At 43.4% G+C, this 15457-nt stretch carries 14 protein-coding genes; 9 read left to right on the forward strand and 5 right to left on the reverse strand.

Annotated features, from left to right (window positions below; translation table 11 throughout):
* Positions 1–3: 3 nt before the first annotated feature.
* Complete coding sequence (locus tag ACZ5V1_RS03445) at positions 4–660, reverse strand: response regulator (RefSeq protein WP_464390620.1); 657 nt, start codon at positions 658–660, stop codon at positions 4–6.
* Between the two features lie 174 nt (positions 661–834).
* On the opposite strand from ACZ5V1_RS03445, the gene ACZ5V1_RS03450 reads away from it, so the two are divergent.
* Positions 835–2442: an amidohydrolase gene (locus ACZ5V1_RS03450; protein ID WP_464390621.1), complete on the forward strand. Its 1608-nt coding sequence runs from the start codon at positions 835–837 to the stop codon at positions 2440–2442.
* Between the two features lie 13 nt (positions 2443–2455).
* Positions 2456–3718 carry an MFS transporter gene (locus tag ACZ5V1_RS03455; RefSeq protein WP_464390622.1) on the forward strand — a complete coding sequence of 421 codons (1263 nt, stop codon included), beginning with the start codon at positions 2456–2458 and terminating at the stop codon, positions 3716–3718.
* A gap of 354 nt (positions 3719–4072) precedes the next feature.
* On the opposite strand, the gene ACZ5V1_RS03460 is transcribed toward ACZ5V1_RS03455, so the two are convergent.
* Entirely contained in the window at positions 4073–4474 is a 402-nt protein-coding gene (locus ACZ5V1_RS03460) for a hypothetical protein (RefSeq protein ID WP_464390623.1), read from the reverse strand.
* A 126-nt stretch (positions 4475–4600) separates the two neighbouring features.
* Here ACZ5V1_RS03460 and ACZ5V1_RS03465 point away from each other — a divergent pair, with 126 nt between their 5' ends.
* The 7 genes from ACZ5V1_RS03465 (at position 4601) to ACZ5V1_RS03495 (ending at position 11594) form a co-directional block, all read left to right on the forward strand.
* Positions 4601–5485, forward strand: a complete 885-nt coding sequence (locus ACZ5V1_RS03465; protein ID WP_464390624.1) for a LysR family transcriptional regulator — start codon at positions 4601–4603, stop codon at positions 5483–5485.
* Between the two features lie 408 nt (positions 5486–5893).
* Positions 5894–6262, forward strand: coding sequence for a cupin domain-containing protein (locus ACZ5V1_RS03470; RefSeq protein ID WP_464390625.1), 369 nt, complete (start codon positions 5894–5896; stop codon positions 6260–6262).
* A gap of 190 nt (positions 6263–6452) precedes the next feature.
* The gene (locus ACZ5V1_RS03475) at positions 6453–7859 is read left to right on the forward strand and encodes a sigma-54 interaction domain-containing protein (RefSeq protein WP_464390626.1); all 1407 of its coding nucleotides are present in this window, start codon (positions 6453–6455) and stop codon (positions 7857–7859) included.
* A 281-nt stretch (positions 7860–8140) separates the two neighbouring features.
* Positions 8141–8434, forward strand: a complete 294-nt coding sequence (locus ACZ5V1_RS03480; protein ID WP_464390627.1) for a (2Fe-2S)-binding protein — start codon at positions 8141–8143, stop codon at positions 8432–8434.
* Positions 8435–9847 (forward strand): FAD-dependent oxidoreductase, encoded by a 1413-nt coding sequence (locus tag ACZ5V1_RS03485; RefSeq protein WP_464390628.1) that lies wholly within the window; start codon positions 8435–8437, stop codon positions 9845–9847. It begins immediately after the preceding gene.
* On the forward strand, positions 9847–10953 hold the full coding sequence (locus ACZ5V1_RS03490) for an NAD(P)/FAD-dependent oxidoreductase (RefSeq protein ID WP_464390629.1): 1107 nt from the start codon (positions 9847–9849) through the stop codon (positions 10951–10953). Before ACZ5V1_RS03485 ends, ACZ5V1_RS03490 begins: the two co-directional genes overlap by 1 nt.
* A gap of 404 nt (positions 10954–11357) precedes the next feature.
* Positions 11358–11594, forward strand: a complete 237-nt coding sequence (locus tag ACZ5V1_RS03495) for a helix-turn-helix domain-containing protein (protein WP_464390630.1) — start codon at positions 11358–11360, stop codon at positions 11592–11594.
* Between the two features lie 254 nt (positions 11595–11848).
* Here the strand turns inward: ACZ5V1_RS03495 and ACZ5V1_RS03500 are convergent, their stop codons facing one another.
* The 3 genes from ACZ5V1_RS03500 to ACZ5V1_RS03510 all read right to left on the reverse strand — a co-directional run bounded on the left by ACZ5V1_RS03500 (position 11849) and on the right by ACZ5V1_RS03510 (position 15449).
* Positions 11849–12283 carry a hypothetical protein gene (locus ACZ5V1_RS03500; protein ID WP_464390631.1) on the reverse strand — a complete coding sequence of 145 codons (435 nt, stop codon included), beginning with the start codon at positions 12281–12283 and terminating at the stop codon, positions 11849–11851.
* Positions 12280–14031, reverse strand: a complete 1752-nt coding sequence (locus ACZ5V1_RS03505; RefSeq protein WP_464390632.1) for a pesticin C-terminus-like muramidase — start codon at positions 14029–14031, stop codon at positions 12280–12282. Before ACZ5V1_RS03505 ends, ACZ5V1_RS03500 begins: the two co-directional genes overlap by 4 nt.
* A 227-nt stretch (positions 14032–14258) precedes the next feature.
* Positions 14259–15449 carry a tyrosine-type recombinase/integrase gene (locus tag ACZ5V1_RS03510; RefSeq protein ID WP_464390633.1) on the reverse strand — a complete coding sequence of 397 codons (1191 nt, stop codon included), beginning with the start codon at positions 15447–15449 and terminating at the stop codon, positions 14259–14261.
* Positions 15450–15457 lie beyond the last annotated feature (8 nt).

Genomic DNA, 15457 nt, shown 5'->3' on the forward strand with positions numbered 1-15457 from the left:
AGGTTACACCTTTGCTATCAAGTTATGTTCGAGTGCAAAGAAGATAATGTCGCGCAGGTTCCGAAGTTCAAATTTGCGCATGGCATTGCTCCGGTGATTATCTACTGTTTTGACAGAGAGATCTAACTTCGTAGCAACTTCTTTATTGCTGTTCCCTTCTGCAATAAGGATAAGGACTTCTCGCTCACGAGGCGTGAGTGCTTCGAGTGGGTTGATTACTTCAGAGTCGCTCTGCGTGAAGGACTCGACCACATGTGGAGCACATTCTGAGCAAATATATTGTTTTCCTTTTGTAATGGCCTTTAATGCAACTAGAAACTCATCTACATCGGAGGACTTTAGCACATAACCATCTGCGCCAGCTTGAAGAGCGGAACGCAGATAGCCCACGGAGCTGTGCATAGACACAATAAGAATGCGAATGTCTGGAAAATTTTTCCGAACACGGCTTGCAACCTCAATTCCACTCAATTCAGGCAGCGTGATGTCCAGCAGCACAACATCAGGCTGTAGTTTTTCAATAAGTTTTAGCCCCTCCAGTCCGCTTCCTGCCTCTCCTACAATAGAAAATTGAGGATCAATAGAAAGCATCTGTGTAATTCCAGAGCGAAATAGCACATGGTCTTCAACCAACACAATCCTGATAATATCTGTTTGCATACACCCCACCTTTCTTTCACGTTAAGGATGCCGAGAAAAAAGGCAAGTGCAAAGACTCACTCTAGGGAATTTCTCCTTGCACATTAGGGGGAACTCTTCATTGTTTTTTTGCATTGCGTACGTACTATGCCATACCTGTTAATTTTCACTTCATTTGTTGAAGGTGTGGCGACTATGCAAAAAACAATATGGTATAATGGAAAGATAGTAACAATGAAGAAAGAGGGCGATGTTGCAGATGCAATATGCTCTAATGGTGAAGTCATTGTTGCTATAGGTTCTTTGGAACAAGTTAAGGAATATGCAGATCTGAATACTTTGTATGTTGATTTGCAGGGTAATACGGTTCTTCCAGGATTCATTGAACCGCATAACCATATTACTGACGGATTCATTAATGAATATATAGAGGTTGCTTGTCACGAAGCTAAAACAATTGAAGAGGTACTAAAGTTAATTAAAGAAAATCAAGAGACTATCGAAGAGGGTGCCTGGGTTCTTGGTACTGGCTACAATGACAGTACCATTGCTGAAATGCGGCATTTGACACGGCATGACATAGATGCTGTCTGCGCGAGTTCTCCAGTAGCGTTATTTCATGTGTCCGGACATATCTTGTACGCGAATACAAAGGCGCTTGAACTCGCCGGGGTAACCTCGGCAACGGAAATTCCTCATGGGGGGAATGGTGAAATAATATTAGGAGAGGACGGAAAACCCAATGGGGTGCTTCTCGGGCATGCCTATACTCTTGTGATGGAGAAGGCTCCGACCCACAGTAAGCAAAAGTATATGGATGCGTACCAGAGAGGGATTGCATATGCCAATTCCCTCGGTATTACCTCTGTTCAAGATGGTTCAATCGGCTGGCTTGGAAATCAGAAGAATATAATCGATGCGCTGTCCGAGCTGAAATCGGCAAAAAAGCTGAATATGCGTTTTTATCTCACGATGATGGATGAACAGTTTCGTGGGATAATTGCAGGCGGCTGTTCAACTGGTTTTGGAGATAACGGTTTGCGTCTCGGATCAGTAAAATTTCTCGTGGACGGTTCTATCCAAGGGTATACGGCAGCTTTAAGCGAGCCGTACCATGTGTCAGGGATTTGCGACGGCATTCCCCATTTTACGCAGGATGAATTGAATCAAGGGGTCCTGCATGCACATAAGAACCATTGTCAGGTCGCATTGCATTGCAATGGTGATGCCGCTATCGAGCTTGCTATTAATGCTATTGAATATGCCCAGATTAGCTATCCTGATTTTGAGGGGCGCCACATACTTATTCATGCCCAAACCATTCGCGAAGATCAACTTGATCGAGTAGCTGCGCTGAACATTATCCCAAGTTTCTTTGTGAATCATGTCTACTATTGGGGAGATGTACACAGCAGTACATTCCTCGGGGAAGAACGTGCAAGGCGTATCAGTCCCCTTAACAGTGCCAAAAAACGCAATATTCCATTCACAATTCATACGGATTACGTCGTAACCCCGCTGGATCCGTTCCGTCTTCTTTCCTGTGCTGTAACTCGTCGTACTCAGTCCGGTGCTGTCCTTGGCGAGGAACAGGCTGTGCCAATGTATGACGCTGTTGCAGCACTTACATCACATGCTGCTTATTCATCTTTTGAAGAACACATAAAAGGCACGCTTGAAGTTGGCAAGCTGGCTGATTTTATCGCCTTATCAAAAGATGTATTTTCTATAGATCCACTTTCAGTTGAAACAGTTGAAGTGCGCACCACAGTGTTAGGTGGCAAGCAAGTTTTTTCTCGCTAAAAAGGGAGTAGGTATGACTAAATTTCGTCAGTATGCACAGTTGGCAATTTTGGGACTAGGTTTTTCCTCGTGTATGGCTTTGCCGTATATCCATTTTAAATTGTACGATTTGATTACGGGAGTAATGGATGTAAGCAACCAGCAGTTAGGTATGTTCCTTACCGTATACACAGTGGTTGCAATGTGCTGCTATATTCCAACCGGAGCAATAACAGACCGTGTACCGGCAAAGCTATTGATGACATTTGCTCTGATCCTTCAGGCGCTTGCTCATATTATTGTTATATTGAGTCCAAACAATACAGGCGGGCTCATTGCCTGGGCTGTGTCAGGCGTGATTATGCCTTTGTTCTGGGTGCCTATGGTAAAAGCTGTGCGTGAGTCTGGTTCAGCAAAAGAGCAAGGTAAAATGTTTGGTTGCTTTTATGCCGCAACGGGAGTTTTTTCTACACTGATCGGTTTAACCGGTGCTAAGCTTGTGGCTTTTCATCCAGAAAGCCTTGGGCTTGCGTTTAACAACTTAATGTATGTTCAGGCTGCATTCTGTCTTGTTGCCGCTGCTGGTGTACATTTTGTTGTTAAAAAACATCCGGAAGCCACCAGCTCCAATGAAGAGCAGGCAGCAATCAGTTTATCCGGTATTAAGGAAGCTCTTAAGCTGCGTGCTGTCCAGCTCATGATTGTGTTAATTTTCTGTGGGTATGGTATTTACCTTTGTATCGGGTATTTAACCCCTTATACTACCAATGTGCTGGGTGCTTCCATTGCTATGGGTGGTGTGCTTGGTACAATCCGCACCTATGGACTACGCATCTTTACCGGACCGCTTAGCGGCGTGATCGCAGACAAAATTGGTTCTACTGCTAAAGTTCTCATTGGTGCGTTTGGTTTTGTAGCCATAACAACTGTTGTTGTGCTCATGCTTCCACCGGAAACTTCGAATACGTTGATTGTTGCCCTTACCTTGCTGTTCGGGGCTGTTGGTCTTGTTATCTACAACTTAATGCTTTCTTGCATTGAGGAAACACAAATTCCACCGGAAAAAACTGGGCTGGCAGTAGCAGTAATTAGTTTGATTGGTTATACGCCGGACGCGTTGTTCCCACCTGTTTTCGGTTATCTACTCGATACCTACGGAAATACAGGCTATACGTACATTTTTTATGGAGCGATTGGGTTGTGTATAGCAGGTGTATTGATTTGCGGTGCCATTCTTAAACGCAAAGAAGTGCCAATAGCAGAATCCGTACCTGATTATGCTCAGGAAGTTGTGTAATCACGTGTCGAAACAGAACTTGCTGCATTGTTTGATGTATTAACTGTACAACAATTATTGCAAAACAATATATTCTATTTATGTTTTCTCTAGAGCTAATTGGTTGGCGTCCGTCACTTGGCGTTGATACTTAAAAGCTCTTTGCAGGGCCATGCAGTTTACCTGTATGGTCCTTTTTTGATTGTGTTAGGGGGGCTTCTGATCATTCCGTTATGTCCGCTATATACGTAATGAAGAAACCCTATTTTCAAAAGTAACATTGCAATTTTGTAAGTTGAATCTACTGTTGCAAAGGAGCCTTGTTGAACGCAGGGGGGATTAGATTCACTTCGTTCGCAGTTCATGTTAGCCCTGTTATTGCCTAGCCTTGGCAAACGTCCGCACCCCGTCCTTCGTTACCAGCACAACATCCCCGTCACGGGTCAGCGCAATATCCCCAGCTCCCACAACATTCCGCACTGCTTCGGTCACCCCCCCCTGTCTGTCTATGCAATACACCACACCATGTGAAACGGAACTCACGCATACATTTCGTGCATCGTCCACGGCTATACCTGCAAGTTTCCCTAGCCCCGTCGCTAGATCTGTTTGCGAACCATCCTCATATTGGGCAGCTACTCGTCCTTCTTCTGCATATCCTACATACAAAACTCCCTTGTGGTCTCTCGCCAAAAGAAGACGTTTCGCAACGTCGTTTTCCGCATGCGCCACGGTGCCACAAAGAATTAAAAAGGTTATCGCAAGTGCTCTTACCATGTGTCTCTCCTCTGTTTTTTCGTTTTGCTCTCATTCACACCTTGTCTATCTGTAAGGATAATACAACTGAAAATGAGACCAATCCAATACCATTTACATCCAGAACGATGCGATTTAGGTATTATTATGCGCATACAACAACTGAAAAGCTTCATAGTATTGGCAGAGGAACTGCATTTCGGAAAAGCGGCAGAGCTGCTCCATATACAACAGCCACCGCTAAGCAGACAAATCAAAGCTCTTGAAAACGAGTTAGAGGTTATGCTTTTCAAACGGAACAACAGGAAGGTGGAATTAACGGTGGAAGGAGCGTTTTTTCTGCAGGAGGCAAAGGCCATCATCACGCGCCTGACAGCCGCACAACACACCCTGAAAGCCATGGGGGATGGCGAGGCAGGCACACTGCGCATCGGCTTTGTGGACTCGTCCATCACTGAACGCTTTGTCACCACCATGGGGCGCTTTAAAGAGCAGTACTCCAATGTAACTATAGAGCTGGAGGAAAAGGTATCTGTAGAGCAGGTGGCTGCAATAGAAGAAGGGAGCTTGCACATCGGCTTTGTCCGTACCCACCTAGCGAAAACACACGAACTGTCTCACATCAATGTTATTAGCGAACCGTATATCGTTGCATTGGCAAATGATCATCCTATGGCAGAACAGGAAACAGTTTCCGTATACGAACTTGCGAAAGAACCACTTATTTTCTTCCCCCATCGCAATAACCCAGGCATTTACAACTGGGTTTTGAACGGCTTTGCCCAATATGGTCTTATGCCGAAATTCGGCTTTGAGGTCGTGATGGATCAAACAGCAGAAATGTTTGTTGCAGGCGGTTTCGGATACACATTGCTTCCGTCTACCTCATGCAGAATGGGCAGACGTGGATTGACGTACAAACGGATACGAGAACCTTTTCTGAATTTACGTATTAGCATGGCATGGAGCCGCGCGCATGAATGCCCGTTGGTAAACAACTTTATTGATGTCTTTAAACAACAGGCGGGCTAGTTAAATATTATCGGAACAGATATGGATTTTCGGGTTGGCCGTTCTATTGGGCGTTTTTTATCTCATAATAACGCATTAGGGTAACTTTTAAGTTTGTCAGTAACATGATGCCTCTTATTTTTGACTTGTGTCTTTTGGGGGAAGCTTACGATGGCTCTGCTGAAGAAGAATACAGTATTTGGGCTATAGACAAAAGTGTCTAGTCAGCGCTTTCTGTGTAAAGAGAGAGGGAGTTCTCAATATTCTTGAACTTTTTTATTTCTTTAAGAACAGTATGTTAAGTTGGTAAAATATTTTTTTGCTCAACTTGGTTCATCTTTTGCTTTTGGCTGACAGTCAGCTGGTAGCCAATTGACGTGAAGTGTCGTTATGTATCGATGAACATATTGCTATACTGGAGCTATTACAGTGTCTGAGTCAAAAATTATTACTCTTGGTTCTTCTCCTGTAGTCAAGCATATTGCTGCAGCAAAAATTAACCCTAATTCTGGAAATCCCTTCAACAATACCTGGAATTACTTTGACCACAGTTCAGGTAATTTTCGAGTAGGCACATGGGACTGCACGGCTGGAAGTTGGGAACACAATCATCCGCAGCTGGAATTTTGCTACATTGTTGAAGGAAGTGTGGATGTAACCGAAGAAGAATCTGGAATTATCCATACGTTCGATGCTGGGTCATCTTTTGTAGTGCCTAAGGGGCTTCGAGTTACATGGCATGTAAAAAATTATGCTAAGAAGATATTAGTTGCTGCTGCACATCTGGAAGGTGAATAGCCCGCAGAAGCTATGTGGTGTGCTTTTAGTCTATCTTATTCTAATAGCACACCACGAATCTCAACATATACAGTAACAGGTAATTTTGTCCTACGCGCTGCAGGTGGTATGGATTTCTTGCGTCTTGTAAGAGTAACAGTCATACTTTCTTTAATGGGTCTTCATTACTTGTAATCGGGAGAGCTGCATAATGGTTGTACCTTCATACGAAAAACTTATTAACAGTTGTACAAATGGAATTTTCTTCTGTGATACAGAAGGAGTCATTCAATATATTAATGAGATGTACGCAGCGCATGCAGGCACAACTGTAGAAGAAGCCACAGGCAAATTTGTGCTGGAAGTTTTTCCAAATTCTCCCGTCATGGAAGTCTTCGAGCATAACGAGCCATCAACAACATATATGCAGACCGTAACCAGTGATGGTCCGTCTGTTATCCAGATTCGTCGTACATTCGTTTACGAAGGTGAAAAACTTTTGGGACTTCTTACGGAAACAGCCTTTATGGAAGACAGCAATGTAGATTTGTTGGATAAGCGTGTAAAAGAACTTCAGTTAGAGCTTGAACAGTACAAAAACCAGCTTTCTACTCAATACGCAACCGATACATCGCTAGACAATATTATTGGTGAAAGCGAACAAATTAGAATTGCACGGGACAGGATACGCACTTTTGCCCGCACAGATTATTCTGTCATGATTCAAGGAGCAACTGGTGTCGGCAAAGAGCTTTTTGCTCAAGCGTTACACTCCTGCAGTACAAGAGCACAAGGCCCGTTTATTTCCATCAACTGCTCATCCATTCCGGTCGATTTATTTGAAGCAGAAATGTTCGGCTATACTGCTGGTGCATTCACAGGCGCCCGTTCTAAAGGTAAAGTTGGCCTTTTTGAATTGGCAAACAAGGGTACTCTTTTTCTTGATGAAATAGCTGAAGCACCTTTGCTTTCCCAAAAAAAATTTCTGCGTGTGCTTGAAGAAAAATGCGTTCGTCCCGTCGGAGGGGTAACAAGCCATAAATTAGATTTCCGGCTTGTTGTAGCGACGAACCAGGACCTTGAGGATATGGTGGAAAAAGGTCTTTTCAGAAGTGACCTATACTATCGTATATCAACCTTGTCTCTTGCTCTCCCTTCTCTTTCACAGCGTACGGAAGACATCCCATTGCTTATCCATGACCTTTCCGCACAAATGCTTGGATTTCATTTACGGGTGACAGATGGGGCTATGCACATACTCACACAGTTCCATTGGCCTGGAAACATTAGACAACTTCGCAATGTTATTGCTTATATGAGCTTGAACTGTAGCAATTTTACAGCCGACATTGCTAGTTTGCCGGAATATCTACTTGAAGCAGTAAATAAAAGAACTCAGCAAAAAACAGAAGAATCCTCTGCCGTAGCCGCAGCTATTAAGCCGATGCATACTCTACAAGGACGGCTGGATGGCAATACAGAAGAGGGCATCCGTGAAGCCCTTAACAGATGCTGTGGCAATATGACGCTTGCAGCGAAATTATTGGGCATATCTCGTAGCGGTCTCTATGTTAAGTGCAGTCGTTTAGGGATATCTCGTACAGAACTTAATTTCTAATGAGCCAATCAAACACATATGGTAGACATTTTTGTCTATAAAAAACAAAAGTGTCTACGACGAGCTCTTGCTCTTCCGATGTCTATTCATAGGGCATCGTTTATTTCTAACGATAGCCTGCCTCAAGTCTTCCCCCTCACTCTTGGTATGCTCCTTGCTCAATGCCGTTAAAGCACAAGCTCTGCCTGTGCCTTAGCGGTAATGTTTTCACTCCGATGCGTTTTGAAACAATCATTGGAGCGTGAGACTGGACAATCTGACGTCTTACAGAGTGAGTGCTAATGTTTTCTACAATATTTCCAAGAAGTACCCCCGTCGTATCAATTGAATTTGAAGGAGTTTTTCTGGATGTTCCGGAAGGAACAACCGTTGCTGCTGCCATTTTGGGTTATGCAAAGCAAAACGATTGCCGAACTTCGTTTGTTTCCGGCGAAGAAAGATCCGGCTACTGTTTTATGGGGGTCTGCCATGAGTGTTTGGTTGAAATTGACGGACGGCCAAACCAGCAGGCTTGTGCCATAGTCGTGCGTGCAGGGATGAAGATTCGTAAGCAGCACGTACAGGAGGGGCAATAGATGCAAATAAGCTATGACGTAATCATCATTGGGGCAGGGCCATCAGGAATGGCGTGCGCTGCTTCCGCAGCAGAAGGCGGGCTGAATGTACTTGTTTTAGATGAACAGCCTGTCCCAGGTGGTCAGCTATATAGGCAGGTTGAGCAACAGCCGCAGGCGGCTATGAAGATATTCGGTAAAGACTACGCTAAGGGGCTGAAGCTTGTTCAGGATTTCAGAAAAAGCGATGTCACGTACTTACCAGAATCAATCGCATGGCATATCCATCCAGAAGGGAGAGTCTGTTTTTCTAATAACGGAGTTTCACACGAAGTAGAAGGAAGGCGCATTGTTATCGCCACAGGTGCTATGGAACGTCCAGTTCCATTCTCCGGCTGGACATTGCCAGGTGTGATAACAGCGGGTGGAGCAGATGCACTACTTAAATCATCCGGTGTAGCTCCCTCTGGTCCAGTATGTTTAGTAGGAAGCGGCCCTTTATTATTACTAGTTGCGCAGCATTTAGTTCACGCAGGAATTGAAGTTGAACATCTGCTAGATACAACTCCTGCAAACGCCATAGTAGGGGCGCTATCCAGCCTGCCCTCTGCTCTTCGTCGCCCGTTCTATTTGTTGAAGGGGGTGGGGATGCTCTTTAGTACCGCAAGAGCTGTGCAGAAAAAAAATACAGGCATTACATCCTATGCTGTGCATGGGGATAAAAAAGTCGAGTCAATTACTGCTGTTAAAAATGGCAAACCAATGACTATTCCTGCTCAAACGGTGCTGGTACATGAGGGCATTATTTCCCGTACCGAATTCAGCCGTCAGCTTAATCTTAATCACAAGTGGGATGAGACACAACGATACTGGTATCCCGAAGTTGATTCATTCGGGCGTACCAGTAATCCAGTAATATTCATGATCGGTGATGGTGCCTTCGTACATGGTGGTGTTGCTGCTGAAATCAAAGGCAGGGTTGCGGCTGTGGCATTAATGGAAGACCTTGGAATAGTGACCTCTCAACATGCGCAGCAGATTGTCGATCCACTTCAGGCTGCGTTGCGTTTAGAGTGCAGCCCTCGCCATTTTGTGGATGTTCTCTATCGCCCACGCCCATCTTTATACGACATGCCTGATGACACTATTGTGTGTCGATGCGAAGAAGTAACAGCAGGAACAATACGAAAAGCAATACCCTCTATGGGTGATGTAACGTCGGAAATGGTTAAGGCCATTACACGCAGCGGTATGGGACCTTGTCAGGGACGAATGTGTACTATTGCACTTAATGAAATTGTTGCAGCCAAGACTGGTATGCCTGTGGAAAGTGTCACTGCCCCGAAAGTGCGTCCTCCTGTACGAAATTTACCGTTAGGTGAACTTGCCAAGATGACATTGCTACCAGTACCCAAAAATGAGGAGGACGCATAATGTCACATGCAGATTTTATTTTGATCGGCAGCGGAATGATGGGCATGAGCATTGCGTTGCATCTTGCTCGTAAAGGAAAACGCGTAGTACTGCTGGAAAAAGATACTATTGGGAAGCATGCCTCTGGTGTGAATGCTGGTGGTATTCGCAGCTTGAAACGCGATATTGATTATTTACCACTCATCCATGGCTCTCTGGATATGTGGCACCAGATGGATAAAATAGTTGATTCCGATTGTGGTTTTTATAGGACAGGCTATCTTGTTGCTGCTGAAAGTGATGATGCCATGCGTCAACTGGAATCTCGCGTTGCTGAGACACAATCCCTTGGCTACACGAATGAACTGATCATAGACAAAAAGCGACTCAAGGAACTAGCCCCTATTGTTAAAGATCATTGTGTTGGCGGCATTGTGTCCGAAAAAGACGGCCATGCATCCCCAGCAGAGACGTGCCGTGCGTTTTATAACGCAATCCAAAAAGCAGGTGCAATTGTTCATACCGGCTGTGAAGTTTTCAATATTTCAAGCGGCGCTAACGGATTTAGTGTTGATACGAGCACGCATGGAACACTTTATGCTGAACAAGTTGTTAACTGCGCAGGAGCATGGGCTGGCAGAGTTGCTGCTATGTTAGGGGATAGCCTCCCAATTGATCCTGTGGGAGCCAGCGTTATGGTTACTGCACGTATGCCTCGCTTGCTTCGTCATTTTGTCGCTGTACAAGGGCGTCGATTGTGGTTCAATCAGGCTCGCAACGGCACTTTGCTTATATGTGGTGGTTATTTAGCTGATATTAATAAAGAAACATTTGAAACACACATGAATTTCAGGACATTACAAGCATGTGTTCAAGTTGCCCATGACTTGTTTGAAATAGCAGATGATTTAACAATAGTCCGTTCATGGACTGGGTTAGATGGCGAAACCCCAGATTTAAAACCTATTATCGATCGTTCCTCTGTGCATGAGGGGCTAACACATGTGTGCGGTTTTTCAAAACACGGTTTTGCCCTTTCCCCGATGATTGGTCAGGATGTATCTACTATGCTTTTAACCGGTAAAAAAAATACCAGTCTTGCACCGTTCGAACTGGAACGTTTTTAACACTCTCCCCTGATGCATTGCGGCCTCTGGGGACGACCCGCTCTCGCGATTCAAAAAATTACAGAACCGAACATTCAAAAGACCCTGCTTTTTAGGCAGGGTCTTTAATGTGTCCAGCTGTGTAGGGTCTACAGCTAGGAGTAGGGAGAATGCGGCGTAGAGAGTTGAGGTGCAATTACTTTGGCAATTAATAATAAAATTTTCTGAGCACTTCAGTGAGTATAACTTCTAGCCATCTTGTGTGATATCATTCTCGGTGAGTTGTGAGTATTGATATACGTTGAGGACATTGCTTGCCGAAACTTGAGCGAGCACCTCTTCGATTTGCTGTGAGTAAGAAATATCCCAATTTGGGATATTTGTAAGCACAACATACCCTTGCCTCTATCTATGTGGAGGATAATGTGGTGAAATCAATATATTCTGAGGAATATAAGGCTGTAATTGGTGCGCTTGTGACAGAACGTAAACATGCTGGAATAACTCAAGCTCAACTAGCCAGTAAATTAGGCAAGCCTCAGTCTTTTCTTTCAAAGATCGAGAGCAGAGAGCGTCGACTCGATATCGTCGAGTTTTTTCATATTTGTAGAGCTATGGGAAAAGACGGCGTGGAAATTCTACGTCTAGCTGGAATCTGTTAGACATACTACATGTGCTATGTCGATAGGTAAGTTGTAGGATAGAACCTACTTGGGTCTACTTTATCACTTGTTTTTAGCTAGCTGTGTTGAATTAAATTTTGATTTGTCAGGAATCCATCTGTCTACCTGAGCGATTTCCTCCATCAAGATATGCAAATAAAAAAAGTTCTCATCAAGACGATGAGAACTTTTTTAATTTTCCAACAGTGCCAACACCCTGACATAGAGAGGGAGTGCAGTTTGATGGTATGTACTTACTCGTTATGTTTTCCAGTTTTCCAATCTTCAGGATAAGGCTTGCACGGGGTTGATTCAGGAATATAGAAATTATTACACCGTATCTCCCCTGTTACTTTGTCAACTATGTATTTATGCTTAGACTTACTGTTGTATGTTCCACTTTTTATTTTGTTTATCATTATAAATTCATGATCATTAATTATTTCAATGAGCCAATAATCTTCTTTTGCATCTAATATTAATTTGTTTTTCTCAAATTTTGCAGTTGAAAGATTAAAAAAATCCTTGGGATAAGTACCGCAGAAGGCTTTCAATCCTTGACCAAATGAACTTCTCACTGTTCGCATATTAAAAGATTGATATATTTGCTTTGGGGTTGGCTCCGAGTGACCATTATTTGCTAAAAGCATACTTGCTAGCACAACTGTAACTGCTATAATTTTTTTCATAAAACCCTCTTTATTACCAAAGCTTCTTTCTTCCTTCTTGATGGATACTCACACCCAAAATTCATCAGTTCATCATAAGTTGCTTGCCAATCTTGGTGTAAAATATGTTCTCCAAAATTATAGTTCCAAATCTTATTTCCAAACTGATAATAAACTGAAGCAATTACGGTTTGTGCCTCTTTGGGGAGACATTTGAATTTCACCAATGAATCTTGATTATACCGCTGGATCAAGCGTCGAGTAGACTCTTTTTTAACCTTTCGATATATTTCCGTGGATTGAGACGGTGAAATTTCTAGCGGGCAATTGTTCAGGAAAGTTAATGCATCATACCGTTTTTTTCCTAAATATGGTGTCAATTTTTCTATTAAAGCCTCATCTAATTCAAGTCGTTTTAAATCTAAAATATTCCTACACCCAAGATCAAAGCCTGAAGAAATTGTTACTCCGCTTTCACTATTCTCTGGATCAGGTACGTATCCTTGCAGCCTTGTCCCTTCTCTCTCCTTAATAAATCCATAATCGATATTGACCTTACATTCCCCAATTTTTCCACAATCAGGACAGCATGGAATCTCTTTAACGTTAATTAATGGTAATTGAGGGTCAATGCTTGATTCGGTAACAGGTTTCATGCCTGTCCCAAGGCTCAAAGTTGAAGGGCAACTGTAGGTAGCGTTTTCTGGTCGTTGATACTTTTGTGGTATCTGTCGTGGTAAAGTGGAAATTTCGCCTGATACGATGCTTTCTGATTTTGCAGCAAATATGGCAGCAAGTTCAATGCGGAGCCCATTTTCATCAAGCCATACGTTAGTTACATGTTGCAGTTCTTCTGGAGTTAACTTTTCTTCCCAGTACAAGACATGTTGATTAGTGACTTTTTCACCATGGAGTCGCCAATATAGTAGTATATGGCTTTGAAGCTTATTAAATTTTATATCGTCAGTTAACGTGGTTGCATAAGAGCTTGTGATAGAAAATGAACATGTTCCTTCTTTTATCTTAAATTCTTGAATCAGTTTTCCGTTGTAAAAATGGTAAAAATATCCCTTTGTTGGAAAACCGAGTCGTTTGCCAACCTGAACAGCGGGGGTGATGGGCACTAATGCCTCATCAGCTCTTTCCGTATTTGCATCAACAAGTGCTACCTCAAAAGAGAACAAATGACTGCACGTTGAGCCTTGAGGCTTATAGTATAGATTTCTTGAGTCATTTGTAATGGTCATTGCTTTGAGCCAATAGTGCTCTAGTTTTTCGGTATTTCGAGAGAGAGTTACCGCATCTTCTTTTCCTGAAACTTTCGCAAGGCTTACTATCCCGGGAAGATATCTTTGATGCATATCTGGAGGGCAGGCAACTTCTAGATTATATCGGTATGTCGATTGGGGAGCGGGGTCATGTGGTGTGTTCTCTGGTGGCAACATCTCGGGTTCAACCGCAGGGGGGAGGCTGTCAGTTGTTTCTTCAGAGAAGGTTTGGCTGAACCAGTTTGCAACGGGCGCGGGAATAAGGCGGCTAACCAATGTCTGTACAGCATCATGTGCCAATGTAATTGCGTGGTCAGTGTTTAGTTCCAAGCCGTCTTCAGTTTCAACAAACAATGACGTGTGGGGTGATTCTGAAATAAGTGTGGATTCGCCACGTTCTAGCTCGTTTCTTATCGATGAAAGGCTTCGTCCTGTTGGGGCGACTTTCTGCAATTGCGTTGTGGAAACTGCATTTATATTACCTTCAATCTTTGTTGCCATAGATTGATCTAAGTGGTCAGTCCTAACTAGTGTATGATTTCCCATCACAAATCCTTATCAGTGAATAACGTAGTAAAATTAAGGGATTTGTCATTACATAGTGTGATCACTTATAAAAGTAAACGTTGGCAATTTCTTGCCAACGTGAGCAAGAAATTGCCAACTATATAAAAGTATCGTTCAATTATAGAGAGATAATATTTTTTTAATTCATTTCCTGAAGGCCGTTACTCTTCAAGCACTTCTACAGCCTTACGGAGCCCGTCTGGTGCTAGGTGGCTGTATCTTTGTGTCATTTTTATATCCTCATGCCCCATGAGTTCTTTGACTTTGTAAAGGTCGATTCCGCGTTGAACAAGCCAGCTGGCGAAAGTGTGCCGAAGTGTATGGAAACAGACTTTCTGGCGTGAGTCTTGAACTTCTTGATTGAACAGGACATCAGCTGTGCGGGCGAATGTTTTGGATACAGCGGGTTGGATTGTTCCAACTCTGCTTGGAAAGATTAAGTCTACTGTGTTCGACTCTTCCTCTTTTCGGCTATGAAGCATCTCGTAAACTTTTGTTGTCATAAAAGCTGTTCTATTTTTTGATTTGTTTTTGGAGTCAACAATAGTCAGGGTTTTATGATCGAGGTCAACATGTGACCATGTGAGCTTTGCAATTTCTCCAAAGCGTAGGCCACACTGTAGGGCAAGTGTTGCCATATCGTGTACTTGTGTTGACTTTGGTTTAAGAGTGTTCAGAAGTAGTTTGCTTTCTTCAGGAGTGAGAAATCGAATACGGGCGTTGTCAGCTTTTGGAATTGAAACGCCTCTACTAGGACTGTCACCCGTAACTATCCCTTCTTTTTTGGCTGTATTCCAAACCTGAGAGAATAGGGTCATCGCGTATTTGATAGTGGAGGGAGATCTCTTCTGCGCTAGCATGTCGTTTTTAATCAGCGTTAGCGTGCCGGGAGTGACAGAGCTTAGAGCAAGAGAGCCAACGGCAGGTTGTAGCCAGTTTCTATAAAGGCCATCTTCAGTATTCAATGAGCCGTTTGCTTTGTGCTGTTGAGCTGGCCAGTAATGTTTTTCCCAAAAATCTGAGAAAGTAATTTTCCCAACTTGCTGTCTAGCTAATAGTTTTTCAGCTTGTCGTTTTTTTTCAGCAGCTTTTTTGCGTTTTTCGGAGAGAGAGTATTCTCCTTCTCCGAGCTTATAGGCCTCTTTAAGCTTGGCAAGTTCGATGGCTGCTTTGCTTTCTGACCAGCCGTCGCTAGCCCATCCGAGGGTTGGCTGAAAGCGTTTGCCGGCAGCAGCATAGCGAAGCCCAAAGCATCGATCGAACTTTACTCCATGCTTGCGGCTTTCATGTTGATACCAACGAACACCAGTATGTTTGCTTGATGTAATCCATTTTCTTTTTTCTTTGCTCATATTCGCCT

The sequence above is a fragment of the Halodesulfovibrio oceani subsp. galateae genome (assembly GCF_055397225.1).